Here is a 23,738-nt window from a genome sequence, read left to right as displayed (position 1 = left end):
GCGTGACGCTGACAACCTATCTTGAAGAGCTGGTGCAGGACGGCGGATCTATTCGGTACGCCGAACTGGTGGAGTTGTCCAGCCTCGCCCCTGAGGAGATAGAGTTGGTCCGCGGCGCCTGGCCGCGCATCGCGCCGGACCGCCGCCTCCTGCTCGTGTCCCGCCTCGTCGAGACCAGCGAAGACAACGTCGATCTCGACTTCAGCCAGATCTTCAAGCTGGCCCTGAAGGACGACGGTGAACAGGTTCGCGCCAAGGCCGTCTACGGCCTCTGGGAGTGCGACGAGCGGCCCCTGATGACAACCCTCCTTCGGCTCCTCCAATACGACCCATCGGTAGAGGTCCGCACCGCCGCTGCTCAGGCAATGGGCAAGTACGCGGAGCAGGCCGAGGACGGCAAGCTGCTCCCCAACGACCGTATCCGCATCCAGTCGGCGTTGCTGCCCCTCGTTGAGGACGAGGGCCGACCCGTGGAGTTGCGGCGCCGGGCGCTCGAAGCCGCCGGCGTCTTCAGCGACGCCAAGATTCTGCAGCTCATCCATTGGGCCTACCGGCACCCCGACCCGCGCATGCAGCAGAGCGCCATCTACGCCATGGGCCGCAACGCCAACCCCGAGTGGGTATCAGTCATCCAGAGCGCCCTGGAGCGGGAGGAGCCGGCCATGCGTTACGAGGCCGCGCAGGCATGCGGCGAGCTCGGCTCAGAGGAGATGATCCCGCACTTGCTGCCCCTGCTGAAGGACGAGGACATGCAAGTGCGCCTGTCATCCATCAACGCGCTTGGTGCCATCGGCGGGAGCGTCGCCAAGAAGGCCCTCAGGATGTGCGCCCGCTCGGAAGACGAGACCATGTCGCAGACAGCCAGTGAGGCCCTGAAGTCCCTGGAATTGGAAGAGGACCCGCTTCACTTCAAGTAGCTTGGCCCCACCCCAAGTTCGCCCCAAGCCATCGCCGCCGCGCCCAGCAGCCCCGCGTCGTCGCCCAACACTGTCGGCGTCACTGGCAACGCCCCCTTGTCGCCGCGCATGCCGTGCGACCTCGCCGAGGCTGCCATCGCCGGCCAGAAAATATGCGAGTTGCTCGCCACGCCGCCGCCGATGACGATCATCTCCGGGTCCAGCACGCTTCGCAGCGTAGCAATGCCTATGCCCAGGTAGCGCCCCCCCGCGCGAAGCACCTCGCTTGCGAGACGGTCAGCCCGCGCTTCCGCCCGCACCAGCGTTTCAGCGCGCACCCGCGAAATCTCCCCCCGCGCCATCGACAGCACGATGCTGGACTCGCCGGCCTCCAGCCGCTCCTGAGCCATGCGCGCCAGCGCCGTTCCCGATGCCATCACCTCCAGGCAGCCGCAGCCGCCGCAGGGACACAGCGGGCCCGCCGGCTCGACGACGAGGTGGCCGATCTCCCCCGCGAACCCGCGCAGGCCGCCGTACACCTTCCCGTCAAGCACCAGCCCCCCGCCGACACCCGTGCCGAGCGTCACCATGACCAGATTGCTCATCCCCTGGCCAATGCCGTAGACGTACTCGCCCAGCGCGGCGAGGGAGGCGTCGTTGTGCACCCAAGCTGGCACGCCGACGTTGGACGAAAGATCGGCCGTGGGCGACGTCCCGTCCCAAGTCGGCAGGTTGGGCGGATTGTGCACCGTGGCGGCCACCGGATCGACGGGGCCCGCCAGCGCCATGCCTATGCCGGCAACCTCAACGCCGGGCGCATCCGCCGTCATCCGCTCCAGCAGCCCGGCAAGCCGCCGCATCGCCGCCGGCTCGCCCCGAGACGCCTGCGTCGGCACGACATCGCGCACGAGGACGCCGCCCTCCGGCGAGATCAGCGCCCCGCGCATCCGGGTGCCGCCCAGGTCCACCGCAAACACTGCCCGTTGGTCAGCCAAGCCAACCTCCTTCCAGTCAGCCGCTCCACTATACGCACAAACCGGGCGAGTAGCTACCGCGCTCCCTTGGGTTGAAGTGCGGGGAACCTATGGGCGATAATGGCGCAGCAGCTTGGTCACACGTCCCTTATCCTCATATGGTGTGAACTATGACGATGCGCGGAAGAGTAGAGCACCACACCTCCGCCGGCGGCGTGGTCTGCCGGGTCCGGGATGGCGTTGTTGAAGCCGTGCTCTGCGGCAGGGATACCCCCCGCAAGTGGAGCCTTCCCAAGGGCACGCCTGAAGAGGGCGAGTCCACGGAGTCGACTGCGCTCCGCGAGGTAGCCGAGGAGACCGGTCTCCAGGTGGAGATTGAAGCCCCCATCGGCTCAATCACCTACTGGTTCATGCGCCCCCCCGCCGGCGTCCGCTGCCGCAAGGTCGTCCACTACTTCCTCATGCGAGCCATCGGCGGCGGCACCGAGCAGCATGACGCCGAGTTCGACGAGGTGCGCTGGTTCTCCGGCGAGGAGGCCCTCGCCATCCTGCAATATCCCAACGAGGCGCGCACACTGGAGAAGGCGCTGGCAAAGCTGGGTGGGATTGGGGCGGAGGCCCGCACGCGGCGATGAGGAGGCAGGAACCTGAAGAGTTTCTCATGGCCGGGGAGAAGGTGTGCATCCGGGAAAAGCGCCTCTCTGACGCTGAGGAGGACCATTCCTGGCGGCAGGACCCGGAACTGGCCCGCCTGGACGCGGCCGCGCCGCTGCGCATAGACTTTCAGGAGTTCCTTCGCCAGTACAAGCGGGAGCTGGAGTACCCCAGCGCCTTCTCGCGCCGCTTCGGTGTTGACACGCATGACGGCGTCCACATCGGCAACTGCATGTACTACGACATGGACTATTTCCGCGGGACGGCCGAGCTCGGCATCCTGCTGGGGAACCGCGACTACTGGGGCGGCGGCTACGGCACCGAGGCCGTCCAACTGCTGCTCTACTACATGTTCACACATATGCCCGTCAAGCGTGTCTATCTCCACACACTGGACTGGAACCACCGGGCCCAGCGTTCCTTTGAGAAGTGCGGCTTCCAGATCATCCGGCCCGTAAAGCGGAGCGGTTGGGAGTTCTTCTACATGGAGCTCAAGCGCGACCGCTGGGCGGAGTTGCAGCAGGAACAGCAGGAGCGCGAGGCAAGGGAGCAGGCGAAGGAAGCGGCCCCTTAGCCACCGCGCGAGGGTAGCTGTACCGTCGCTGTGCCCGTAGTGGTCTGCTCGCCCTGGCTGTTCTCCAACGCCAGCGCGCAATCGACGAGGTACGCCCCATCCTGTTCGTACATCTTGGTCACGCGGCCGGAGCAGGTTAGGTCGTCGTCAGGCACGTCGGTGCCGCGGTAGCGGACCGAGAGTTTGCGCAGGACGCCAACGGGGCCCATCCAATCAGTCACCACCTGGGCGAGGCAGGCGTTCTTGAGCGCCCCGTGCACGATGATCCCGGGCAACCCAATGTCCACCGCAAAGTCCTTGTCATAATGCACTTCATAGAAGTCCCCGGACGCCCCCGCGTACTTGACGAGCTGCCGGGTGGAGGGTCGCTTCACAAGGGCGGGCAGCTCCAGCCCCACCTTTACGTCGTCCCAGAACGGTGTGTCGGCCATGCCCTGCCCCCTAGTACCGAATGAGGGTATTCCTCTGCGTCGCCACCCACTCGCCGCGCTGGTTTGTGTATCGCGTCTCTATCTGCAGGAAGACAGCGGGGCCGACGCCGATATTGCGCTGGTTCACGCCGGCAAAGCGCGTGGCGGCCGTGATGGTGTCGCCGACATTCACCGGCGCGCCGTACTCCCAATCGCTGCCGCCGTCCAGCATCTGCGGGAACGCCTCCAGCTCCGGCGCCGACGGCAACTCCGACAGCATCACTCGCAGAAACGTCGGCGGCGCGGTGTCCGCCCACCGATCGCTGTCGTCGCCGATGGCCTCGGCGAAGCGACGGACGTGGCCGCGCTCGACGTCCATGACGGCGGGGGGGATGTCGCGCCCCATGAGCGACCTGCGGGCCTCTGCAGTGAGGGACTTGTCTTCCGTCATCTGCCGCTCCTTGTGGTGGAATCCGTTGGAGGCCGCCCCTCGACAGGCTCAGGGCGAACGACCATCCTCGCTCCCCGGGCGTCTGGATACCGGCATTCGCCGGTATGGGGGTGCATGTGAGGAGGGGCCCCTTGCGGCAAGGGGCCCCTCCGTGATGGACACGAGTGGGGACTTAGTAGTCCATGGGCGGAGCCGCCATGGCAGGCTCCTTCTGGGGGATGTCCGTCACCATGGACTCCGTGGTGAGGACCATCGCCGCGACGGACGCCGCGTTCTCCAGGGCGGACCGGGTAACCTTGGCGGGGTCGATGATGCCGAACTCGAGCATGTTGCCGTAGGCCATGCGCTCGGCGTCGAAGCCCCAGTCGGACTGCTGGCCCTTGACGGCTTCCAAGATAACTGCGCCCTCGCCGCCGACGTTCTCGACGATGAGCTTGACGGGCTCCTCCAGCGCTTTGCGGACGATGGAGACGCCGGTGCGCTCATCACCTTCTAAGTTGCCCATCAGTTCCTCAAGCGTCTTCTGGCAGCGCACCAGCGCAACGCCGCCGCCGGGCACGATGCCCTCCTCGACGGCCGCACGGGTGGCGGACAGGGCGTCCTCAACGCGGTTCTTCTTCTCCTTGAGCTCGACCTCCGTGGCGCCGCCCACCTTGATGATGGCAACGCCGCCGGACAGCTTGGCCATGCGCTCCTGCAGCTTCTCACGGTCAAACTCAGAGGTGGTCTCCTCAATCTGCGCACGGATCTGCCTGATGCGGTTCTGGATGTTCTCCTCTGAGCCGTGACCCTCGACGACGGTGGTCTCGTCCTTGTTGGCGGTGACGCGGCGGGCTCGGCCAAGGTCAGTGACAGTCGCACTGTCCAGCTTGCGGCCGACGTCCTCGCTAATGACGGTGCCGCCGGTCAGGATGGCGATGTCCTCAAGCATGGCCTTGCGACGGTCGCCGAAGCCGGGGGCCTTGATGGCCAGGCAGCTCAGCGTGCCGCGCAGCTTGTTGACCACGAGGGTGGCCAGGGCCTCGCCTTCCAGGTCCTCAGCAACAATGACGAGGTTCTTGCTGACCTGGAGCACCCGCTCCAGCACAGGGAGCAGATCGTTCATAGCGGAGATCTTCTTGTCGGTAATGAGGATGTAGGGGTCATCCAGGACCGCCTCCATGCGCTCGGAGTTCGTTACAAAGTAGGGGCTGATGTAGCCACGGTCGACCTGCATGCCCTCGACGAACTCCGTTTCGTTCTCCAGACCGCGGGACTCTTCAACGGTGATGACGCCGTCCTTGCCGACCTTCTCCATGACCTCGGCGATAAGCTCGCCGATCTTGTTCTCGTGTGCGGAGAGGGAAGCGACCTGGGAGATCTGGGCCCGGCCTTCGACGGGGCTGGACATGTCCTTGATCTCGCCCTTTATAGCGCCGACTGCCTGCTCGATGCCGCGCTTCATGGCCATCGGGTCTGCGCCGGCGGCCACGTTCTTGAAGCCCTCCTGGATGATGGCCTGGGCCAGCACGACGGAGGTGGTGGTGCCATCACCGGCGGCGTCGTTGGTCTTGCTTGCGGCCTCCTTGATCAGCTGGGCGCCCATGTTCTCAAAGGGCTCCTCCAGCTCGATCTCCTTGGCGATGGTGACGCCGTCACTGCACACCTGCGGGGGGCCGAACTTCTTGTCCAGCACCACGTTGCGCCCGCCGGGGCCCAGAGTGACCTTGACGGAGTCCGCCAACATGTCAATCCCGGACTTGAGGCGCTTTCGCGCATCCTCAGAAAAGAGCAACTGCTTAGCCATTACGACTCCTTTTCGTTTCTTAGCTTATTCCGGTTGCGGACGTGGCTAGGAGACCTTTGCCAGAATGTCCCGCTCCGCCAGGAGCAGGTACTCCTCGCCCTCTTCCTTGATCTCCGTGCCGCCGTACTTGGCGTAGAGGACGATGTCGTCAACCTGCACGTCCAACTCAATGCGGTTGCCCTCATCGTTGCGCCTGCCGGGTCCCACGGCAACAACGCGCCCTTCCTGCGGCTTCTCCTGCGCGGTGTCCGGCAGGAAGATGCCGCTCCTGGTCTGTTCCTCCCGCTCCACGGGCTTCACAAGAACCCTGTCGCTCAGCGGTGCAAATGTCCGGCCCATACCCACTCCTTTGATGATATTTTTGAACATAGAACGGAGTTAGCACTCTCAGGGATGGTTTGCTAATTCCTCAATGATGGTACAGATGCGGTTTTGGGGCTGTCAAGTGGCGGCCCCACTTTGGAGTGGCGGCGCGACGGTCCCATGTTGCGGGGTGTCACGACGGGCAAGGTGGGAGCCCTCGCCGTCGCGGCAGGGTGCGCCCATGCCTCCATGCTCAGGGCGAGGGGTTTGTGGGCGGTGAATTGTTCCCGGAAGTCAATTCATAGCTGTTTAGGACCTTCTCAACTACGAAAAGATGCGCCTTATCTGGAAAACAACTCATATCTGCAATGGCCCGAAAGGTGCGCCGGTTGGCGATAGCGGAAGCGAGTTCGGCGCTCCCCCACTTGATGCCCTTGATTGCACTGCACATGGGAAGAGGGTATCGGGATCATCGGCGTCAGGGCAAGAGGACGGTGGCAGGGTTGGGGCGTTCCCCATCCCACCTGCATAGGGGTCAACCACAAGCGCAGCCCCTACGCCCCTGTCCCCTCCAGGTCAAAGCGGTACTGCTCAATGACGGTATTGGCGAGGAGGGTCTTGCACATGCTGTCGACCTGCTCACGCGCCTCGTCCTGCGACGCCGCTTCCAGCCCGACCTCCAGGTATTTGCCGACACGCATGCTCAAGGGCGACTCGAACCCCAGGTTCTTGAGCGCGCCCAACACCGTTATGCCCTGGGGGTCGTTCACCGTGGGCTTGAGCGTCACATAGACCCTGGCGAGGTAGCGCATGGCAGCTACCCGCCGCTCGCCGCGGGGGTCCCATCCTGCGGGGTGAGGGTCCCAGCGGGCTCCGGGGTGGGGGTCCCTCCCTGCGGGGTCGCCGTCGGGTCGGGGACGCCCTGGGCCATGAGCCCGGGCGCGTCGCAGCCGCGGGCAACCTCCGGGCCGCGCGCCTGGTAGGCGTCCGCAAACTCCCGCATGGCGTCCTCATCCACGGAGTCCAGCAAGAGCAGGCGGTTCCACGCCGTCAGCGCGATGGGGGAGTCCATGTTCGGGTACGGCGCGAACATATAGTAGTTGGGCCAGTCAGGCAGGCCGCGCGCCGCCGCTTCGAGCTGTCCAACAAAGACAGGGTCGTCCGAGTTGTAGAGGATGTTGACGAAGCCATGTTCAAGATTGTGCACCTGAATCTCATCGAGGACCGGCTCCGTGAAGAGGCCGCACCGTTCCCATGTAGGCGAGTGTGTGCCCGACGTGGGGGGATAGGTGATGTAGTAGCCGGGGTCCACCCTGTCGCTGAGGCCGGCAAGATGCAAGCGGCCCTGGTCCTCGACCTCGACGCCGGGCCCGGGCGCCGGCCGCGCGAGGAAGCCGCCGCGTTCGAGGAAGTCGTCGGGTCCCGTCGACCCCCCTGTGCCAAATGAAGGCAGCGCCAGCCCGGCGATGATGAGCACGGCGAGCACACCCATGCCCACACCGGCGAGGATGCGCATTATCTTGTTCTTCTGCTTGTTCCGGGACTGCCTGGCCTTCCGCCGCTCAGTCTCCGATATTCTCCGATTTGATCGCTCTCTTGCCACGTCGCTCCTCTAGGGAAGGGGTTGCCCGGTGAGGCGCTGGTATGCCTCCAAGTAGCGGGTGCGGGTCTTATCGACGACGTCGTCCGGAAGCTCCGGCGCCGGGGGTTCCCGGTCCCACCCCATGTCGGTCAGCGCATCCCGCACGTACTGTTTGTCGTAGTTGGGCTGGCTCTTGCCGGGGGCGTAGCCCTCGGCGTCCCAGAAGCGGCTGGAGTCCGGCGTCAGCATCTCATCGATGACGATGACCCGACCATCCAGCAGCCCGAACTCCAGCTTGGTGTCCGCAATGATGATGCCCTTATCGCGGGCGAAGGCGTCGGCAGCGGCGTAGAGCTCGACAGTCTTCTCGCCGAGCAGCCGCGCGGTCTCCCCGCCCACCAGGTTGCCGAGCTCCTGCAGCGACATGGGCATATCGTGGCCCTCTTCCGCCTTGGTCGTCGGGGTGAAAAGGGGCTCGGGGAACTTGTCGCCCTCGACGAGGCCCGCCGGCATCGCCATGCCGTGCACCGTGCCGCTCTTGCGGTACTCGCCCCACGCAGAGCCGGTGATGTAGCCGCGGGCGATGCACTCGACGTCGAGGCGTTGGGCGCGCTTGACGACCATCGCGCGGCGAGCGACCTCGGCGGGGATGTCCGGCAGCGAGACGCCAGGGACGCTCGCCGCGTCGTTGGCCATGCAGATGAAGTGATTGGGCATGCTGCCCGCCGTCATGGCGAACCAGAAGGCGGAGATGTTGGAGAGAACGACGCCCTTCTCCGGAATGGCCGTGGGCAACACGACGTCGAAGGCCGAAATGCGGTCCGTGGCGACCATCAGCAGCAGGCCGCCGCCGAGGTCATAGGTGTCGCGCACCTTTCCGCGGTGTATCTGGTTAGGAAGGCTGGTCTCAGCTATGGCTTCCACAGTTTCCCCCTGTGTTTCCAAGGATTATCCGGCTTCCACAGTCCGTTCGTTTTGCCCTTCGACAGGCCCGGGGCGAACGGGGAACGCCCCCCCATCCCGACCCCGTATCGAGTACGGGGCAGGCTCTTCCCCCATGATGGGGGAAGGGGAGTGTGCGGCGCCGATGCCCGCGGTCTTGTAGATGTGGTCCACGTGGCCCAGGTAGTAGCCGTAGTCAAAGAGGCACTCCAGCGCATCGCCCTGCAGCGACGCCGTAACGCGCTCGTCGGCGCGGAGCAGGTCACGGAAGTCCTCCTCGCCGTCCCACGAACGCGTGGTGTGCTCCTGGACGAGGTCGTAGGACTCGGCGCGATCCATGCCGGCCTCGACGAGGGCGAGCATCACGCGCGGCGAGAACACGAGCCCGCGCGTCAGTTCCAGATTGCGCATCATCTGCGCCGTGTCCACTCGCATCCCGCCGATGATGCCGGTCATCAGATCCAGCATGTAGTCAATGGCGAGGGCCGCGTCAGGCAGCGCCATGCGTTCGGCCGAGGAGTGCGAGATGTCGCGCTCGTGCCACAGGGCGACGTTCTCGAGCGCCGTCATGGCGTAGCCGCGAACGAGCCGCGCGAGGCCGCAGACGCGCTCCGACAGCTCCGGGTTGCGCTTGTGCGGCATGGAGGAGGAGCCCTTGGTGACGTAGCCCGGCTCGCCGAACGGCTCCTGCACCTCGCGGACCTCCGTGCGCTGAAGGGCCCGAACTTCCGTTGCTATCTTCTCCAGCGTGGCGCCGATGAGGGCGAGCGTCTGCACGAACTCGGCGTGGCGATCGCGCTGGATGATCTGGTTGGAGACGGCCACGGGCGTCAGGCCAAGCTGCTCGCACACCGACGCTTCAATCTCCGGCGGAATGCCGGCGTAGGTGCCGACGGGGCCGGAGATCATGCCGACGTTCACCCGAGAGCGGGTCTCCGCCAGCCGCTGTCGGTTGCGGCCCATCTCGCTCCACCAGAGCGCCAGCTTCAGGCCGAAGCTCATAGGCTCCGCGTGGACGCCGTGGGACCGGCCGATGCACGGCGTGTCCTTGTAGGCCAGCGCCTGCTTCTCCAGCGCGCCCTGGAAGCGCTCGATGTCGTCATCGATGAGGTCACAGGCCTCCGTCATCTGCATGGCGAGGGCGGTGTCCTTGACGTCGTTGGAGGTGAGGCCGTAGTGGACCCAGCGCGACTCCGGCCCGAGGCTCTCGGATACGGCGCGGGTGAAGGAGACGAGGTCGTGCTTGGTCTCATCAAACCACCTGTCGTAGGAGGCACGGTTGAAGGTTGCTCCGCGTATGAGGGCCATGTCCTCCGGCGGCACGACGCCGAGGTCGCACCATGCCTGGCATGCGGCGATTTCGACGCGCAGCCACAGCGCGAAGGCGTTGTCGTCAGACCACACGCGCTTCATGCCGGGCCGCGAGTACCTTTCAATCACGACATAACCTCTGGGGGAGAAGTCGGCCACATCTAGGATAGCATGGCACATTGCGCCTAGCGAGGGGATTCAAGGGGGTGAAGGGGGCGGTTTGGGGGGTGAGGATGGGGGTGGGCTAAGTCCGTTGGGCGCGAGGGACTAGGGGGGCGGCCGCTCTGTTGACGGCGGCTGCCAGACGCCGGGAATGCCCGCCTTGAAGGCGGCGAGCACGTCATGGAAGTCCTCGAACGGGATGCAGGGGACGCCGTTGGCGTCACAGTGGGTGCGCATCGTGGCGCGGGCGAAGGAGACGTCGGCGAGCCGCGCCGCGCAGTAGTCGGAGTAGCCATCGCCGATCATGACGGTCTTGACGTCACCTCGGCTACGTGACTCTTCCAGGACGCGGCACTTGCAGTTGCCCCACTCCCAGCACTCCGCCGTCTCGTAGGGGTACCAGTAGCGGAGGCGGCCAGGCGGGCCGGCGCAGCCCACCGCGCACACCTCAAGGCGGTCCAGGCCGGCGTGATCCAATACGGAGTCAACATAAAAGTGCAGGCCATTGGTAACGATAATCATTTGAATATCGTTTGTATCGCAAAAGAATACGAACTCTTCAAAGCCTTCACGGGGCCAGCATAACCCCTTTAGGCCCTCGCTCATCTCCGTCAATGTGACATCAACGCCGTTGAAGGCGCGCTCCTGGTACTCACGCAGGGTCATTTCGCCCTTGCGAAAGGCCTCGCGGTGCGCCTTCCACGTCTCGCCGTCAGAAATTGTCTCACCGCCATAGCGCTCGAGCAGCGACTCCGCCACGTTCTGCGCGGCGGCCGTGCCGTCGAAGTCCACCAACACCACCACGCGGGGGTTGCTCATCCGTTGCGCAGCCCCTCGCGGTACTTGGCGTAGGCGTTTCGAATCGTCTCGTGCTTGAGCCCGAGGATGCTCGCGGCCAGATACGCAGCGTTGCGCGCTCCCCAAGCGCCGATAGCTACGCACGCTACGGGGACGCCTGGCGGCATCTGCGCAATCGTGTACAGCGCGTCGATGCCCTGCATGTCACTGCTGGGCAACGGCACGCCGATGACGGGAAGCGTCGTCCACGACGCCACCACGCCCGGCAGCGCCGCGGATCCGCCCGCCGCCGCGATGATCACCTCGATGCCGCGTTCCTCCGCCGTTGTGACGTACTCCATCACGCGTCCCGGCGACCGGTGCGCAGACATTGCGTTGTATTCGTACGGGATGCCCATGTCGTTCAGCACCTTGAACGCGTCCTCAATACGCGGCTCGTCGGTGCGGCTGCCGACGAGGACTCCTACTAGCGGTTTCTGTTCCATGGCTTGCTTCATCTACCTCCATCCGTGTAAATCAGAGCCTCGGTAACGTGGTTCCGGTGAAGATACGAACTTGGAGATATGGGCCATACAAATGCGATTTCTACCTATCGAATCCAACTGGCGTCTCAAAGTTGATGAATAGGTAGGGCATACGGGACTTATGGTACTGCTAGTCAACAATCCTCCCAATGATGTCTGTCGCAACCCAAACAACTACTACAGCCTTCACGAAACCACCAACAATCATCTCGGCACCGTCAATCCAACTCTCCTTGTACAGCCCGGGACGTGCATCGGCGAAGTCTTGGCAAGAGCAATTGGGTATTCGGCATGAAAACCTAGACTTCTGACCATAGTGTTTTGGCCCCTCTTGTTCAATATGCAGGCTGTTGCTGTGGTCGCAACTGGCACATCGCAAGCCTTGAGCAATCTCATGCTTCCTGAATTCAGCTTGGTACTCATCCTTCAATGTGATACAACGTTCGCAAGTGACTTGCGCCAAGTCTCCAGTGAGGAAAAGTGGCTTGAATGGCCAACTGAGCTTGCTCTCAACTATTCCTCCTTCAATCGTTTCGGCGCGGTCCAATTTCCCACCTTTACCGCACATTGCGTAAAGTGGATCAATACTAGAAGGCGCTGAGTTGCTCCTGACTCGGAGCAGGTGAATGATGTCATTGTCAGTTGTGCGGCTCTCCATCACTCCATACCCCTCGGATTACCACTCGCACAAACTCGCTTGAAGAGGATCTCTCCAGGTAGGCTTCACATAGCCTTCCTCTTGTCGCCTTCGTCGGGCGGCAGGATGTAGCACTTGTCGAACTCGCACACCTCATCCACGAGGCGCAGCTTCAGGCACTCGGTCGCGGACAGGAAGCGGTCGCGGCCCGAGTATACGAAGTTCGTCCACCAACGCGGCGTGTGCGTACCGGTCCGCCTGTGGAACAGCTCGCCAATCTTCTGCTGGTACGTCGTGGCGAGCTTCTGGTAGTCGGCGAAGATTTTCTGGTCCTCACCTACGACCGTCCACTGGCCGCTGTGCAGCATCATGGTGGAAAAGAAGCCCATCGACCGCCTGTCGCCCGCCTGCGCCATGATTGCGCCCATGGAGTACGCGTAGCCGAGAACGACCGTATCGACGGGGATCACGAAGTCCCGTTTGATCTTGTACATCATCTCCATCATGGCGAAGCCGGCGCCCATTGAGCCGCCGCCCGAGTTGATGTACACGGTGATACGTTGCTGGCCGCCCAACCGCTTGAGGTGTGACGCAATGACCAAGAGTGACTTAGCGAAGCGCTCCGCCTCAACGTCATTGATGTCGCGGACGAAGTAGACGCCAACCTGGTCCAGAAAGGCCCTGCGGGCGCTCTGCTCCTCTATGAGATCATTCACCGTCGGTATCTGCTGTACCGGCTGCTCCCCCGGTTGCTGCAAGGTCTACCTCCCGCTCGCCGCCGGCGCGAGCGCCGCGATGTCCCGGCGGTAATACGCGCCCTCGAAACTGATTCGCGCCGCGTTCTCGTACGCCCGCAACCGGGCATCTTCCAGCGTTTCGCCTATGGCCGAGACCGTAAGGACGCGCCCGCCTGCGGTCACGACGCTCCCATCGTTGGACGTCGACGTGCCCGCATGGAATACGGCAACCTCTTCGTCAACGTCATCCAAGCCCGAAACCGGGTAGCCGGTCGTGTAGGCCTCCGGGTAGCCGCCGGACGCCACCACAACGCCAACGCCGGCCTTCGGCGACCACTCAATGGGCACGCGGTCCACCGTGCCCTCGACTATGGCCTCCAGCACGTCCAAGAGGTCCGTCTCCATGCGAGGGAGGACGGCCTGCGACTCGGGGTCGCCAAGCCGCGCGTTGAACTCGATAACCTTGGGGCCGTCTGCCGTCAGCATGAGCCCGCCGTACAGGATGCCCCGGAACGGACAACCCTCGTCGGCCAGGGCACGGACGATGGGCGCCATGACTTCCGACATCACCTGCGCCTCAAGTTCCGCGTTCCACACGAGCGGCGGGCTGTAGCTGCCCATGCCGCCCGTATTCAGGCCGATGTCACCGTCTCCGATGCGCTTGTAGTCACACGCGGCCATGAGCGGGCTGAGATGGACGCCGTCGGTGAAGGTGAAGACGCTGATTTCCTGCCCAATCAGGCATTCCTCGACCAGCACCTGCCGACCAGCGTCGCCGAATATGCGGTCCTCCATGGCCTCCCGAAGCGCGTCGAGGGCCTCCCCGGTCGACTCGCACACCCGTACGCCCTTGCCGGCGGCCAGGCCGTCGGCCTTGACGACGATGGGGGCTGACGCCAGGGAGACGTACTCGCGAGCCTCGCCGTAGCTGGAGAACACCTCCGCGCGGCTTGTGGGGATGCCGTGGCGCTCCATCAGCCGCTTGGCGAAGGCCTTGGATGACTCGATGCGGGCCGCGGCCTGCGTGGGGCCCACGATGCGCATGCCCGCGGCCTCGAAACGGTCAACAACGCCCGCCTCCAGCGACATCTCCGGCCCGACGACGGTGAGGTCAATAGCATGTTCGCGCGCTGCGGCCAACAGGCCCTCGACGTCTGTGGGCTGCACGTCCAGGTTGACGCCCAGTTGAGTGGTACCCGCGTTGCCGGGCGCGGTGAAGACCTCGGTGACGCGGGGGCTCGCCTGGAGCTTCCACGCTATGGCGTGTTCACGCGAGCCGTTGCCAATGACCATCACGCGCATTGTGCGGCTACTCCTCTTTGGCCCAGGTCTCGGTTCGCCCCCGTATCAAGTGCGGGGCGGGCTCTTCGATTCCCCTCAAGACGAACGGAGACTTGATGACAGCCGTCATTGTCCATGCAGAACCCTGGATCCCCGCTTTCGCGGGGATGACGGTGGGGATTGATGGCGTGCTCACGCGAGCCGTTGCCGATGACCATCACGCGCATGCGGCGGCTACTCCCACTCGATCGTGCCGGGGGGCTTGGAGGTGATGTCGTACACCACGCGGTTGACCTCCGGCACCTCGTTGACAATGCGGCTGGAAATCTTGGCGAGGACCTCGTACGGAAGACGCGCCCAGTCGGCGGTCATGGCGTCATCCGATGTGACGGCGCGGATGGCTGCGAGATAGCCGTAGGTGCGGTGGTCGCCCATGACGCCGACGCTGCGGGTGTCGGTCAGCACGGCGAAGCTCTGCCAGAGCTGGCGGTACAGGTTCGCGCCCTTGATCTCGTCCATGACGATCCAGTCGCAGGAGCGCAGCACCTCGAGCTTCTCGCGGGTCACCTCGCCGATGATGCGGATGGCCAGGCCCGGGCCCGGGAAGGGCTGCCGCAACACGATCTCCTCCGGCATGCCTAGCGCGAGGCCGACGTCACGGACCTCGTCCTTGAAGAGGTAGCGCAGGGGCTCCACAAGCGACAGCCGCATGTGGGCAGGAAGTCCGCCGACGTTGTGGTGCGTCTTGATCTTGGCAGCCGCGCCCGTCTCGTGGGACGTGCTCTCAATGACGGCCGGGTAGAGGGTGCCCTGAGCGAGGAAGCCGACGTCCTCTATCTCCTCGGCCACGTCCTCAAATACGCGGATGAACGTCTCGCCGATGTTCTTGCGCTTCTGCTCCGGGTCAACGACGCTGTCCAGGGCGTCGAGGAACTGGTCTGTGGCGTCCACGTGGATGAGGTTGATGGACATGGCGCGCTTGAAGGTGCCGACGACCCGCTCGGCCTCCTCGCGGCGCAGCAGGCCGTTATCGACGAAGATGCACGTGAGCTGGTCGCCGATTGCGCGGTTGATGAGCGCGGCCGTGATAGCGGAGTCGACGCCGCCGGAGAGGGCGCAGATGACGCGGCCGTCGCCGACCTGCTCCCGTATGCGGGACACGCTCTCCTCAATGAAGTTGCCGGGCGTCCAGAGTCCCCCGAAGCCGCAGACGTCGTACAGGAAGTTCCGTATGAGCTGGGCGCCGGAGGGCGTGTGTACCACCTCCGGGTGGAACTGCAGGCCGATGACGCCGGCGTCATTGCCCATCATGGCTACGGGCGAGTTCTCCGTGTAGCCGAGGCAGTTGAAGCCGGGAGGCATCGCCGTCACCTTGTCGCCGTGACTCATCCATACGGGCATCGACGACGGCAGGCCGTCGAAGAGCGGGTGGCCGGCGGAGTTCTGGTGGACGACGGCGTGGCCGTACTCGCGCTGGGCGCTCCCCTCTACCGAGCCGCCGAGCGAGTGCGCCAGAAGCTGCATGCCGTAGCAGATGCCGAGCACGGGCAGCCCGCTGTCGAGCACGTAGGCCGGTAGCTGCGGTGCGCCGTCCTCAAAGACGCTGGCCGGGCCGCCGGAGAGGATGAATCCCTTGACGTTGAGCCGCTCCAGCGCCTCTCGCGGGGCGTTGTGAGGGAAGATCTCACAGTAGACGTGGGCCTCACGGACGCGGCGGGCGATGAGGCGGCTGAACTGGGAGCCGAAGTCGAGCACCACGACGGCTTCGTCATCGCCCCTGGCCGTCTCGCCGGGGACCGTCGTCTGCCCCAGCTTCTCCTCTGCGATTTCCAGGTAGGTGGAGACCTCGACGTCGCCGGTGGTGGCGACCCTGCGGCTTGTGGGCTCGGGCCTCGTGCTCACACAACCCCCTTAGCGGAAATCGTAGCGGAGTGTGGGGCAAGCGTAGCACCGCCCGCCTTTCTCCGTCTACGCGCTACCCCACCATTTTCCGCGATAAGGGGCGCTGTGTGGAAGCGCGTTTGCGGCGAGTTTGGAGCGGCTTGCGCACCATCGATGTTCAACGCCAAGTCACCCTTGAGCGGGCCCGTGACTCCACCATTGGATTCGATTCGAGTCGTTGCCTATTTACCTTTGCGGGATGAGTCAGATACGAAAATGGCGATTTCAGATATGACTCGATTGGTACATGCGGGCGTCCTTTTGGTGAGAACGGGGCTCCTTCGGCTGAAGTCGAGCCCATATTTGTGCAATTTTCACTCATCATGTGATGTCCCATGCTGTGCTTGACCCAAAGAACATGGTCTTAGCGTAGCGTGGGCGGGGCTTGTGCGCGAGGAATTGTGGCAGGGTAAGGGAAGAGGGCGGCGGCGCTGGCATTTTAGTTGGATGGAAATGCTATACTCGGAGGGCCGGAATCAGATACGGAAGCAGGCTTCATGACGTCACGCTCAACTACAACCGACATAGCCGCCGCCGTGGAGACGCTGCGGGGCGGCGGGCTGGTCGCGTACCCGACGGACACACTGTACGGGCTCGGCGCGGACGCGCTGAACGAGGCCGCCGTCGAGCGCGTGTTCGAAGCGAAGGGGCGGCCGCAGGGCATGCCGCTGCCGCTGCTCATCTCGGACGCGGAGCAGATCTCGATGGTGGCCGCCGACGTGCCGGACGCGGCGCTGCGGCTGGCCGAGGCATTCTGGCCGGGCGGGCTGACGCTGGTATTGCCCGTGTCTGAGGCGGTGCCGCCGCTGGTGACGGCGCGAGGATGGAAGGTGGCCGTTCGGCTGCCCGACCACCCTGTGCCACGCGCGCTTGCAGAGGGCTTGGGCCGCCCAATCACGGGCACGAGCGCCAACCGGAGCGGCGGACCGGAGCCGCGCACGGCAGCAGGCGTCCGCGAGGCGCTCGGCGAGGCGGTGGACATCGTGCTGGACTCGGGGCCCTCGCCTGCGGGGAGGTCGTCAACCGTGCTGGACGTAACTACGGAGCAGCCTCGCATCCTGCGGCTGGGCGCAGTGTCGCAGGAGGAAATCGAGCGAGTCTTGGGCGCGCCTGTGGCTAGGGAACGGCCGGCGGAGGCGAGCGCATGACCACGCCCGACCTGATCACCAGACACGCCGCAGCAGTGGAAGCCGCGCTTCGGAACGCGGTCGAGAGCCGCGCGGACCAGATCTACCGCATGATGGAGTACCAGCTCGGCTGGGTGGACGAGCAGGGGATGGTGCAGTCGCTCGCGCCGGAGCGGCCGCGCGCCGCGCTGTGCCTCGGCGTCTGCGAGGCCCTTGCCGGCGATGCGTCGGCCGCGTTGGCGTCCGCTACTGCCGTCGAACTGCTGCACGAATTTACGCGCGTCCACGAGGACATCCAATCGGGGGCGCCGGAGCAGGGCAACCGGCCGAGCGGCTGGTGGATCTGGGGGCCGGCGCAGGCCATCAACGTCGGCGACGCGCTGCACATGGTCGCGCGGCTCACGCTGCTGCACGCGGAGGGCGTGGAACCGGAGCGGGTGCTGGAATCGGCGATGGTCATGGACGACGCCGCGCTGGACCTGTTCGAGGGGCAGCAGCAGGACCTGTCGCTGCAACTACAACCTACAGCCACGAAGCAAGCGTATCTCGCGATGGCCGAGCGGCAGACGGGGGCGGTGCTCGGCTGCGCGGCACAGCTTGGCGCGCTGGCGGCGGGAGCGGATGCGGTGGCGCAGGAGGCGTGCCGTGAGGCGGGACGCAGCCTCGGCGTCGCGCTGCGACTGCAGGAGGACATCCGGCAGCTATGGAGCGGCGGCGAGGGGGCTCCGAACCCCGTCGTGCGCAAGAGCTTTCCCGTCGTGCTGGCAATCGAGAGCGCGCCGGTTGCTGTAAAGCGCGAGATCGGCACGCTTTTGATGGCGCGGACGCACGGGCCGCAGGACGCGGCGCGGCTCGCCGAGCTGCTCGACGAGGCGGGGGCACGGCAAGGCGCCCTCGACGCCGCGCTGGCGGCGCGGACCGCGTTCGCGGATGGCCTTGGCCGTGCGGGCATCGCACCGGAGCGGCAGGCCGACCTTATCGCACTGGCCGAGTACCTGACAGCAGACCTGAATCCCGCATCCTGAGGAAAGCCATGCCAAAGCAAACTGTGCAAGACGTCGACGTGCGCGGGCTCCGCGTCCTGGTGCGCGTGGACTTCAACGTGCCGATGGAGGACGGGCGCATCAGCGACGACAACCGCATCCGCGCGGCTCTGCCGACGATCAACTACCTCCGCAAGCGCGACGCACGCGTCATCCTGTGCTCGCACCTGGGACGCCCGAACGGGAAGGTTGACGAGGGCTCGCGGTTGGAGCCCATCGCGGTGGGGCTGGAGGCTGTGCTGGACGCGCCCGTCAACTACGTGACGGAGTGCGTGGGCATCGAGGTGGAGGCTGCCGTCGCGGCGATGGAGCCGGGCGAGGTGCTGCTGCTGGAGAACCTGCGCTTCCACCCAGGCGAGGAGAAGAACGACCCGGAGTTCGCGCAGCAGCTTGCTCGACTGGCTGATTTGTACGTGAACGACGCCTTCGGCACGGCGCACCGGGCGCACGCGTCGACGGCGGGCGTGGCCGACTACCTGCCCGCCGTGAGCGGCTTTCTCATGGAGCGCGAGATCACGATGCTCGGCAGCGTGCTGGAGAATCCGAGGCGCCCGCTGGCCGCCGTTATGGGCGGGGCGAAGGTATCGGACAAGATCGCGGTGCTGGAGACGCTGCTGGACAGCGTCGACGTGCTGGTCATCGGAGGGGGCATGGCGGCGACGTTCATCAAGGCGATGGGCCATGGCGTCGGCGACTCGCTGCTGGAGGAGGAGCGCGTCGACTTTGCGCGGGAGACCATCGAGCGGTGCGGGAAGCAGGGCGTCAAGCTCGTCCTGCCGCCGGACCTTGTGGTGGCCGACGCCTTCAGCGCGGACGCGGCGACGCTGGTGGTGGCGGCCGAAGCGATCCCGGACGGCTGGCGCATCATGGACGTCGGCCCGAGCGCGGTTTGGGAATTCACGGAGGCGCTACGGCCGTGCGGCACCGTGCTGTGGAACGGGCCGATGGGCGTCTTCGAGTGGCAGGCGTTCTCGCACGGCACGCGGGCCGTCGGTCAGGCTGTGGCTTCGCTGGAGAATGCTGTTACCATTGTCGGCGGAGGGTCCACCGCAGAGGCCGTAGGCGAGCTTGGACTCGCGGAGGACATGACCCACGTATCGACCGGCGGGGGCGCGTCGCTGGAGTTCTTCGAGGGCAAGGTGTTGCCCGGCGTCGCGGCCCTCCGCGACAAGGAAGCGTAAAGGAGCCGCCATGATCGACTTTCCCGCGCTGGCGGAGATAGTCAGCAAGTCGCCGTCCAAGATCGTCATGCTGGTGGCGGACGGCCTGGGCGGGCTGCCGCACCCGGACACGCGCAAGTCCGAGCTTGAGACGGCCTCGACGCCTAACCTCGACAAGCTGGCGGGCGTGAGCGCGTGCGGGCTGACGACGCCGGTGCTGCCGGGCGTCGCGCCGGGCAGCGGGCCGGGCCACCTGGGGCTCTTCGGCTACGACCCGGTGAAGTACCTCATTGGCCGGGGCGTGCTGGAGGCGCTGGGCATCGGCGTGCCCGTCGCGCCGGGCGAGGTCGCGGCGCGCGGCAACTTCTGCACCGTCGGCGAGGACGGCACGATCGTCGACCGGCGCGCGGGACGCATCTCGTCCGAGGAGAGCGCGCCTCTCGTCGAGATGCTCGACAGCATCGACGTGCCGGGGGTGCAGGCGTCGGTGTACCCGGTGAAGGACTACCGCTTCGTGCTTAAGCTCGCGGGCGAGGGGCTGAGCGACCAGGTGGCGGAGACTGACCCGCAGCGCGTAGGCGCCAGGCCGCTGGACGCGGAGGCGATCATCGCGGAGGCTGCGGCGACGGCCAACGCCGTCAACCACTTCATCCGCGAGGCGCGCAGCATGCTGGCGGAGCAGCCCAAGGCGAACATGCTCACGCTGCGAGGGTTCTCGCTGCTGCCGCACCTGCCGTCGATGGTGGACCGCTACCTGCTCGACCCGGCGGCCATCGCCGCGTACCCGATGTACCGGGGGCTCGCGAGCCTGCTCGGCATGAAGGTCATTCCGACGGGCGGGACTTTTGCCGACGAGGTGGCGACGCTGCGGGAGCGCTGGGACGAGCACGATTTCTTCTACCTGCACTACAAGCCCGCCGACGCCGCGGGCGAGGACGGCGACTTCGACGCGAAGGTGGAGACGCTGGAGGCGCTTGACCGGTTTATCCCGGAGCTGTTGGACATGGAGCCGAACGTCTTCATGGTGGCCGGAGACCACGCCACGCCCGCGATCATGGCGGCGCACTCGTGGCACCCGGTGCCGTTCCTGTTGCACTCCAAGTGGACGCTGGGCGAGGGAGTGAGCAGCTTCGACGAGCGCGCGTTCGGTGGCGGCTCGCTGGGGCGGTTCCCGGCGGAGCACATCATGATGCAGGCGCTGGCGCACGCGGACAAGCTGGTGAAGTTCGGGCCGTAGGGGAAAGGAGCAACATGGCGCGGGCCGTTGTTGCGGGCAACTGGAAGATGAATACCTCCGTGGCGGAGGCCAAGGCGCTTGCGTCCGAGTTGCGCGAGAGCATTGGGCACATGGAGGGCGTTGACCGGGTGCTGTGCCCGCCCTTCCCGTACCTTGCGCTGGTGCGCGACGTGGTGACCGGGTCGAGCATCGCCGTTGGGGCGCAGAACGTGAGCCAGCATGAGAAGGGCGCGTTCACGGGCGAGGTTTCGCCGGGCATGGTCGCGGAGCTGTGCACGCACGTCATCATCGGCCACTCGGAGCGGCGCGCGCTGTACGGCGAGACGGACGAGAGCGTGAACCTGAAGGTGGAAGCGGCACTCAAGGCGGGACTAACGCCCATCATCTGCGTCGGGGAGACGCTGGCGCAGCGCGAGGCCGGCGCGGCTGAGGCCGTCGTCGAGCGGCAGCTCGTGAAGGCGCTGGACGGCGTTGAGACTCCGGGGGCGCTCATCGTGGCGTACGAGCCGGTGTGGGCCATCGGCACGGGGGTGCCCGCGACGCCGGACCTGGCGGCCGACATCATGGGCGGCGTCATCCAACGTGTGCTCGACGACACGTACGGGGCCTCGGCGGCCTCGGCGACGCCGCTGCTGTACGGCGGCAGCGTGACCGCGGAGTCGGTGCGCGGCTTCGTCGAGCAGGAGTGCATCCACGGCGGACTCGTCGGCGGGGCGAGCCTGCGGGCGGAGGAGTTTGCGGAAATCGTGAGGATTACGGCGGAGGTCAAGGGGTAACGCGGCGTTCGGCCCCGTATCGAGTACGGGGCAGGCTATTCGCTGGTATGAGGGGTTGGGGGACGGGGACGACACATGCCGATAACGAGGTTGCAGTTCGAGATGGGCATTGACGCCGGCATTGAGGCGCTGATGGTGTCCGTCTACGACCTGCTGGAGGCAAACCCCGACACCGCCTACTCCGAGGAGGAGCTGTACCAGCTCTTCACCGCCAACGCGCCGGGCAGCTACATAGACACGTCGTACTTGGACATCGCGCTGCAGAAGGTGGTGGAGCTCGGGGCGGTGGAGGCGCGAGCCGTCGCCAACGCGAAGTACTACGCCTTCCTGCAGGAGATTGACCGTTCGACGTGGGAGCTCGTGGCTGATGAGGCCGAGGTCGACGCGGTGGAGGTTGCTGACGCTGATGCCGAGGCGGCTGAGGACTCACCCGACGACCAGGCCACCGCTTAACCCACGAGGCACCCTCTCGTGACCACGCCACCCGCTACATCAATCCCACTTCTCGCCATCGTAGGGCCTACGGCCGTTGGAAAGAGCGCGCTCGCGATGCACCTCGCCCGTCGCTTCGGTGGCGAGATCGTCAACGCAGACAGCCGGCAGGTGTACCGGGGCATGGAGGTGGGCACGGCGGCGCCCTCGCAGGCCGACCGCGCCGCAATCCCACACCACCTCTACGGCATCATCACCCCGGACGAGGCATTCAGCCTCGCGCGATGGCTGCCGCTGGCGACGGCGGCCATCGAGGACATAACCGAGCGCGGCGGGCTGCCGGTGGTCGTTGGCGGGACGGGGCAGTACGTAAACGCGCTGGTGGGCGGCTGGCAAGCGCCGCGCGTGGCGCCGAACGCGGAGCTGCGGGAGCGGCTGGAGGCGATCATCGCGCAGGAGGGCGTCGAGGCTGCCGCGGAGGAGTTGCTGGAGGCGGACCCGGAGGCCGCGGCGCGTATCGACCTGCGCAACCCGCGACGCGTGGTTCGGGCACTGGAGGTTGTCGCGGCGCTCGGGCCGGGCGCGCACGGCGGGCAGTCGGCGCCAACGTACCGGATGCTGCTGCTCGGGCTGACAATGTCCAATCGCGAGGAGCTGTACCGGCGCATCGACGACCGCGTGGACGCGATGCTCGCGGGCGGTTGGCTCGACGAGGTGCGGGCGCTGCTGGACTCGGGGTACGCGGCGGACCTGCCGGCGCTGTCGAGCATGGGGTACCGGGAGCTGGCGCAACACCTGCTCGGCGAGATGTCGCTCGATGAGGCCGTGCGGCGCATCAAGGCGGCGCACCACCGGCTCGCGAGGCAGCAGTACACGTGGTTCAAGCCGACGGACGCGCGCATCCGGTGGCTCGTCAAGGGCGAGGGCGTCGAGGAAGAGGCGGCGGGCGTGGTGGGGGCTTGGTTGGGGGAGGGGTGACTCCCCCAACCCGTATCGAGCGCAGGGCAGACTCCAGCCTTCCCCCGCTCGCGGAGGAAGGGGCATTAGCGCCGCTCCGTCCGATGGGGTTCCTGCCTGCGCAGGAACGACGAAAGGGAGCGGATAGCCCCTACCTGCCCGGCGGTGCGTCTCCGCGGATGATGACGACGGTGTCACAGATGAGGTCGTGGATGCCGCGCCTGTCGCTGCGGAGGCCGACCATGAAGGCGCTGACGATGGCGGGGATGAGGAAGAGCGCGAAGGTGGCGGTCAGGACCACATAGCGGGCAAAGGCTCGGCCGGGGCCGAGCATCGTCCCGTCCGGCCGGAGGATGCGCATACGGAAGAGCAACACGCCGACCGTTCCGCCCAACATCGACACGAGCGCCGTCGCGTAGATGGCGCTAAGGACGAGGTTCAGTCCCTGCCCCGCGGTGAACCCGCCGCCGGTGGCGGTCACCGTTCCGTCCGGAGCAGTCTCCGTTGAAGGCATCAGTGAGTCAAACAGGTTCTCGCCCAAGAGCAACCAGGAGAACAGAGCGGAGACCAGGAACAGGGGTATGCCGTCAATGAACGATGCCAGGAAGCGGACCCAGAACCCGGCGGGACGGCCCATCTCGAAGGCGGGGAACACGCGCCCCTCGCCGAAGCCGACGGGTTCCTCCTCCCGAAGTTGGGTCCAGCAGTTTGTGCACAGGCTGCGGTCGGCGAAGTTCTCCTGCCCGCAGGAGGGGCAGTTGATGTAGAGCGACGTGCCGCAGTCCAGGCACAGCCTGGCAACCTCCGGGTTTTCGTGGCCGCAAGACGGGCATCGCATTGGCGTCACCTCCTTGTGAGTCCATTGTATTCATGAACGCACGGCGCCGAAAGCCTAAGGGGGCGTTCCTCCGAGGGCAACCACGAGGGTTGCCCTACGGGGGGGGGGGGGGGGGCCCTGCGGGGGGGTGGCGGGCCAACAACAACGGGGGGCGGCAACACGGGGGGAAACAAACCACCAAAACACGCCACCGGGGCCGGGTGGG

The 23,738-nt window shown here is 65.9% G+C and carries 26 protein-coding genes; 10 read left to right on the top strand and 16 right to left on the bottom strand.

Going from position 1 to position 23,738, the window contains the following annotated elements:
* The first annotated feature begins 2 nt into the window (after positions 1-2).
* Positions 3-917, top strand: a complete 915-nt coding sequence (locus OXC99_05985) for a HEAT repeat domain-containing protein (protein MCY4624531.1) — start codon at positions 3-5, stop codon at positions 915-917.
* Here the strand turns inward: OXC99_05985 and OXC99_05980 are convergent.
* Positions 905-1,891, bottom strand: a complete 987-nt coding sequence (locus OXC99_05980) for an ROK family protein (GenBank protein ID MCY4624530.1) — start codon at positions 1,889-1,891, stop codon at positions 905-907. The genes OXC99_05985 and OXC99_05980 overlap by 13 nt on opposite strands.
* Before the next feature lie 155 nt (positions 1,892-2,046).
* Here OXC99_05980 and OXC99_05975 point away from each other — a divergent pair, with 155 nt between their 5' ends.
* Entirely contained in the window at positions 2,047-2,505 is a 459-nt protein-coding gene (locus OXC99_05975) for an NUDIX hydrolase (GenBank protein MCY4624529.1), read from the top strand.
* Positions 2,502-3,098: a GNAT family N-acetyltransferase gene (locus tag OXC99_05970; GenBank protein ID MCY4624528.1), complete on the top strand. Its 597-nt coding sequence runs from the start codon at positions 2,502-2,504 to the stop codon at positions 3,096-3,098. The genes OXC99_05975 and OXC99_05970 overlap by 4 nt, the downstream gene beginning before the upstream one ends.
* Here OXC99_05970 and OXC99_05965 read toward each other — a convergent pair.
* The 14 genes from OXC99_05965 to guaA all read right to left on the bottom strand — a co-directional run bounded on the left by OXC99_05965 (position 3,095) and on the right by guaA (position 15,849).
* Positions 3,095-3,529 (bottom strand): MaoC/PaaZ C-terminal domain-containing protein, encoded by a 435-nt coding sequence (locus OXC99_05965; protein ID MCY4624527.1) that lies wholly within the window; start codon positions 3,527-3,529, stop codon positions 3,095-3,097. The two genes, OXC99_05970 and OXC99_05965, sit on opposite strands and share 4 nt — an antisense overlap.
* A gap of 10 nt (positions 3,530-3,539) precedes the next feature.
* Entirely contained in the window at positions 3,540-3,959 is a 420-nt protein-coding gene (locus OXC99_05960; protein ID MCY4624526.1) for a MaoC family dehydratase N-terminal domain-containing protein, read from the bottom strand.
* Between the two features lie 172 nt (positions 3,960-4,131).
* Complete coding sequence (groL, locus tag OXC99_05955) at positions 4,132-5,745, bottom strand: chaperonin GroEL (protein ID MCY4624525.1); 1,614 nt, start codon at positions 5,743-5,745, stop codon at positions 4,132-4,134.
* A 45-nt stretch (positions 5,746-5,790) separates the two neighbouring features.
* The gene (gene groES, locus OXC99_05950; GenBank protein MCY4624524.1) at positions 5,791-6,084 is read right to left on the bottom strand and encodes a co-chaperone GroES; all 294 of its coding nucleotides are present in this window, start codon (positions 6,082-6,084) and stop codon (positions 5,791-5,793) included.
* Positions 6,085-6,602: 518 nt separating this feature from the next.
* Positions 6,603-6,860: a phosphoribosylformylglycinamidine synthase subunit PurS gene (purS, locus tag OXC99_05945; GenBank protein MCY4624523.1), complete on the bottom strand. Its 258-nt coding sequence runs from the start codon at positions 6,858-6,860 to the stop codon at positions 6,603-6,605.
* Positions 6,861-6,865: 5 nt separating this feature from the next.
* Complete coding sequence (locus OXC99_05940; protein MCY4624522.1) at positions 6,866-7,651, bottom strand: DUF3105 domain-containing protein; 786 nt, start codon at positions 7,649-7,651, stop codon at positions 6,866-6,868.
* A 9-nt stretch (positions 7,652-7,660) separates the two neighbouring features.
* Entirely contained in the window at positions 7,661-8,554 is an 894-nt protein-coding gene (locus tag OXC99_05935) for a phosphoribosylaminoimidazolesuccinocarboxamide synthase (protein ID MCY4624521.1), read from the bottom strand.
* Positions 8,555-8,578: 24 nt separating this feature from the next.
* Entirely contained in the window at positions 8,579-10,012 is a 1,434-nt protein-coding gene (gene purB / locus OXC99_05930; GenBank protein MCY4624520.1) for an adenylosuccinate lyase, read from the bottom strand.
* 138 nt (positions 10,013-10,150) lie between these two features.
* Positions 10,151-10,864 (bottom strand): HAD-IB family phosphatase, encoded by a 714-nt coding sequence (locus OXC99_05925; protein ID MCY4624519.1) that lies wholly within the window; start codon positions 10,862-10,864, stop codon positions 10,151-10,153.
* A complete protein-coding gene (gene purE / locus OXC99_05920; protein ID MCY4624518.1) occupies positions 10,861-11,328 on the bottom strand; it encodes a 5-(carboxyamino)imidazole ribonucleotide mutase in 468 nt (155 codons plus the stop codon). The genes OXC99_05925 and purE overlap by 4 nt, the downstream gene beginning before the upstream one ends.
* Positions 11,329-11,497: 169 nt before the next feature.
* Positions 11,498-11,914, bottom strand: coding sequence for a hypothetical protein (locus OXC99_05915; protein ID MCY4624517.1), 417 nt, complete (start codon positions 11,912-11,914; stop codon positions 11,498-11,500).
* Positions 11,915-12,090: 176 nt separating this feature from the next.
* Positions 12,091-12,762, bottom strand: a complete 672-nt coding sequence (locus OXC99_05910; GenBank protein ID MCY4624516.1) for an ATP-dependent Clp protease proteolytic subunit — start codon at positions 12,760-12,762, stop codon at positions 12,091-12,093.
* A gap of 3 nt (positions 12,763-12,765) precedes the next feature.
* Positions 12,766-14,043: a phosphoribosylamine--glycine ligase gene (purD, locus tag OXC99_05905; GenBank protein MCY4624515.1), complete on the bottom strand. Its 1,278-nt coding sequence runs from the start codon at positions 14,041-14,043 to the stop codon at positions 12,766-12,768.
* Between the two features lie 213 nt (positions 14,044-14,256).
* Entirely contained in the window at positions 14,257-15,849 is a 1,593-nt protein-coding gene (guaA, locus tag OXC99_05900; protein MCY4624514.1) for a glutamine-hydrolyzing GMP synthase, read from the bottom strand.
* 611 nt (positions 15,850-16,460) lie between these two features.
* Between guaA and OXC99_05895 the strand changes: the two genes are divergently transcribed.
* From OXC99_05895 to miaA, 7 genes are all read left to right on the top strand, one after another.
* Positions 16,461-17,111 carry an L-threonylcarbamoyladenylate synthase gene (locus OXC99_05895; protein MCY4624513.1) on the top strand — a complete coding sequence of 217 codons (651 nt, stop codon included), beginning with the start codon at positions 16,461-16,463 and terminating at the stop codon, positions 17,109-17,111.
* Positions 17,108-18,115: a polyprenyl synthetase family protein gene (locus OXC99_05890; GenBank protein MCY4624512.1), complete on the top strand. Its 1,008-nt coding sequence runs from the start codon at positions 17,108-17,110 to the stop codon at positions 18,113-18,115. The genes OXC99_05895 and OXC99_05890 overlap by 4 nt, the downstream gene beginning before the upstream one ends.
* Positions 18,116-18,123: 8 nt before the next feature.
* On the top strand, positions 18,124-19,314 hold the full coding sequence (locus OXC99_05885) for a phosphoglycerate kinase (protein ID MCY4624511.1): 1,191 nt from the start codon (positions 18,124-18,126) through the stop codon (positions 19,312-19,314).
* Between the two features lie 10 nt (positions 19,315-19,324).
* Positions 19,325-20,530, top strand: a complete 1,206-nt coding sequence (locus OXC99_05880; GenBank protein ID MCY4624510.1) for a 2,3-bisphosphoglycerate-independent phosphoglycerate mutase — start codon at positions 19,325-19,327, stop codon at positions 20,528-20,530.
* Between the two features lie 14 nt (positions 20,531-20,544).
* Positions 20,545-21,306, top strand: coding sequence for a triose-phosphate isomerase (gene tpiA, locus OXC99_05875; GenBank protein ID MCY4624509.1), 762 nt, complete (start codon positions 20,545-20,547; stop codon positions 21,304-21,306).
* Between the two features lie 75 nt (positions 21,307-21,381).
* Positions 21,382-21,759: a hypothetical protein gene (locus OXC99_05870; protein ID MCY4624508.1), complete on the top strand. Its 378-nt coding sequence runs from the start codon at positions 21,382-21,384 to the stop codon at positions 21,757-21,759.
* Between the two features lie 18 nt (positions 21,760-21,777).
* On the top strand, positions 21,778-22,716 hold the full coding sequence (gene miaA, locus OXC99_05865; protein ID MCY4624507.1) for a tRNA (adenosine(37)-N6)-dimethylallyltransferase MiaA: 939 nt from the start codon (positions 21,778-21,780) through the stop codon (positions 22,714-22,716).
* Positions 22,717-22,846: 130 nt separating this feature from the next.
* Here the strand turns inward: miaA and OXC99_05860 are convergent, their stop codons facing one another.
* A complete protein-coding gene (locus tag OXC99_05860; protein ID MCY4624506.1) occupies positions 22,847-23,533 on the bottom strand; it encodes an RDD family protein in 687 nt (228 codons plus the stop codon).
* Positions 23,534-23,738: the final 205 nt, after the last annotated feature.

The sequence above is a fragment of the Chloroflexota bacterium genome, from assembly GCA_026713825.1.
Taxonomy (GTDB): Bacteria; Chloroflexota; Dehalococcoidia; order Lucifugimonadales; family UBA1127; genus UBA1127.
Note: the sequence above shows the minus strand (reverse complement) of the source record. Positions and strands in the feature narration are given on the sequence as shown.

Bases quoted from the DNA above. Each gene is read 5' to 3' on its own strand.
- OXC99_05895 (MCY4624513.1), top strand. From the start codon at position 16,461: ATGACGTCACGCTCAACTACAACCGACATAGCCGCCGCCGTGGAGACG.
- tpiA (MCY4624509.1), top strand. From the start codon at position 20,545: ATGGCGCGGGCCGTTGTTGCGGGCAACTGGAAGATGAATACCTCCGTG.
- OXC99_05890 (MCY4624512.1), top strand. From the start codon at position 17,108: ATGACCACGCCCGACCTGATCACCAGACACGCCGCAGCAGTGGAAGCC.
- purS (MCY4624523.1), bottom strand. From the start codon at position 6,860: ATGCGCTACCTCGCCAGGGTCTATGTGACGCTCAAGCCCACGGTGAAC.
- OXC99_05975 (MCY4624529.1), top strand. From the start codon at position 2,047: ATGCGCGGAAGAGTAGAGCACCACACCTCCGCCGGCGGCGTGGTCTGC.
- OXC99_05970 (MCY4624528.1), top strand. From the start codon at position 2,502: ATGAGGAGGCAGGAACCTGAAGAGTTTCTCATGGCCGGGGAGAAGGTG.
- OXC99_05925 (MCY4624519.1), bottom strand. From the start codon at position 10,864: ATGAGCAACCCCCGCGTGGTGGTGTTGGTGGACTTCGACGGCACGGCC.
- OXC99_05870 (MCY4624508.1), top strand. From the start codon at position 21,382: ATGCCGATAACGAGGTTGCAGTTCGAGATGGGCATTGACGCCGGCATT.
- OXC99_05885 (MCY4624511.1), top strand. From the start codon at position 18,124: ATGCCAAAGCAAACTGTGCAAGACGTCGACGTGCGCGGGCTCCGCGTC.
- groES (MCY4624524.1), bottom strand. From the start codon at position 6,084: ATGGGCCGGACATTTGCACCGCTGAGCGACAGGGTTCTTGTGAAGCCC.
- purE (MCY4624518.1), bottom strand. From the start codon at position 11,328: ATGGAACAGAAACCGCTAGTAGGAGTCCTCGTCGGCAGCCGCACCGAC.
- groL (MCY4624525.1), bottom strand. From the start codon at position 5,745: ATGGCTAAGCAGTTGCTCTTTTCTGAGGATGCGCGAAAGCGCCTCAAG.
- purD (MCY4624515.1), bottom strand. From the start codon at position 14,043: ATGCGCGTGATGGTCATTGGCAACGGCTCGCGTGAACACGCCATAGCG.
- OXC99_05880 (MCY4624510.1), top strand. From the start codon at position 19,325: ATGATCGACTTTCCCGCGCTGGCGGAGATAGTCAGCAAGTCGCCGTCC.
- OXC99_05960 (MCY4624526.1), bottom strand. From the start codon at position 3,959: ATGACGGAAGACAAGTCCCTCACTGCAGAGGCCCGCAGGTCGCTCATG.
- OXC99_05965 (MCY4624527.1), bottom strand. From the start codon at position 3,529: ATGGCCGACACACCGTTCTGGGACGACGTAAAGGTGGGGCTGGAGCTG.
- OXC99_05860 (MCY4624506.1), bottom strand. From the start codon at position 23,533: ATGCGATGCCCGTCTTGCGGCCACGAAAACCCGGAGGTTGCCAGGCTG.